The organism is Rhodococcus sp. H29-C3 (genome assembly GCF_030063405.1).
Classification (GTDB): domain Bacteria; phylum Actinomycetota; class Actinomycetes; order Mycobacteriales; family Mycobacteriaceae; genus Rhodococcoides.
The window spans coordinates 1,284-2,850 of sequence record NZ_JASITC010000047.1; the positions used below are offsets into that span (position 1 = coordinate 1,284).

Consider the following 1,567-nt stretch of genomic DNA (forward strand, 5'->3'; position numbering starts at 1 on the left):
GGGTACTGCCGTCATATGGGCGGCGACTTGAGTCAGGGCGAGGTCAAAGGTGACTCCGTGGCGTGTCCGTTCCATGACTGGCGCTGGGGAACGAACGGTCGTTGCACGGAGATCCCCTACGCCCGAAGAGTTCCCCCGATCGCGAAGACTCGTTCCTGGCACATCCTCGACCAGGACGGTATGCTGTTCGTCTACAACGATCCAGAGGGGAACGCCCCGTCGCTCGACATCGCGCCGCCGCGTATTCCGGGAGCTACATCCGAGGCCTGGACCGGATGGAAAGGCTTCACACAAATTGTTGTGCAGACCAATTGCCGCGAACTCATCGACAACAACGTAGATATGGCCCACTTCTTCTACGTGCACGGCTCGTTCCCGACGCACTTCCGCAACGTCTTCGAAGGGCATGTTGCGGCGCAGTACATGAGTGGCCTTGCGCGGGAGGATCTTCGACCACCCGTCAGCAATGGTAAGCCAACGCTGCTCGGCAATACCTCGAAGGCCGCCTATTACGGTCCGGCTTTCATGATCGACGAGTTGACCTACCATTATGACCAGTTCGACATCGAGTCAATTCTGCTCAACTGCCATTATCCGATCGATGCCAACAGTTTCGTCCTTACGTATGGTGTCATCGTCAAGAATTCGCCGCTGCTCGATGCGGCCGCCGCCGAACACATGGCCGTGAGTATGGGTAGATACATCACGAAGGGTTTCGAGCAGGACATCGAGATATGGAAGAACAAGACCAGCATCGAGAATCCTCTGCTCTGCGATGGCGATGGTCCCGTTTATCAACTTCGCCGGTGGTACGAACAGTTCTATGTGGACGTCGCAGACGTGCGCGCCGACATGGTCGAGCGTTTCGAGTTCGAATTGGACATGAGTACCCCAATCGATACATGGCGCGCGGTGGTGGCGGAGAGTTGTGCTCGACGCTCGGTCGAGGTCGGACATTGACCGACGTCGAGTGCAGTCGGTGTGCAAACGTGGTGGCTGCGGAGAAGTCGAGCTGGCACCAAACCTCCGTCCAGTGGAGCGCAGCGGCAGTGAGCACCTGCCCGACATTGTCGGAGGCGACTCAGGTGCATCCGGCCTTGCGTTTTTGTCGCGATATTCATGCGAGCATCAGGGCCGCGACGATCGAAGGGTTGATAGGAGATTTGGATTGACCCCGAAAAGCTGCCGACGCGTCCCGCTGCGGATGCGAGAAGCATCAGCAGCGTGAACGTCTCGGCCACGCGGATTCCGTCACCGAATCGACGACGCTCCCGAAGCGACTGCCGCACTTTACACTCCGAAACTCTCGCCCGTGAATACGGCGAAAGAGTTCTCGACACCTCCAGTTGGATGAGGGACGGACGTGAGTGACGCGGTGCCGGCGGCAGGCGGTCGGTGGTATTTGTAGTGAACGTTCCCGATTTTGACGGCGGTGCGTCGGTAGAGCCACATCGAGGTCTGAGCCATACTTCGTTGCCCCCTGGGGGAGCCAACGCAAATCTCGCCTATGATCCCGTGTCCACCAAACCGGGAACGGTTCGCTCACGTCCCACTGTGTCAGGCGGTC

1 protein-coding gene is annotated in these 1,567 nt (G+C 58.8%); it reads left to right on the top strand.

Going from position 1 to position 1,567, the window contains the following annotated elements:
- A partial coding sequence (locus QMK32_RS25050; RefSeq protein ID WP_283478275.1) for a 3-ketosteroid-9-alpha-monooxygenase, oxygenase component occupies window positions 1-960 on the top strand: 960 nt, incomplete at its 5' end.
- Window positions 961-1,567 lie beyond the last annotated feature (607 nt).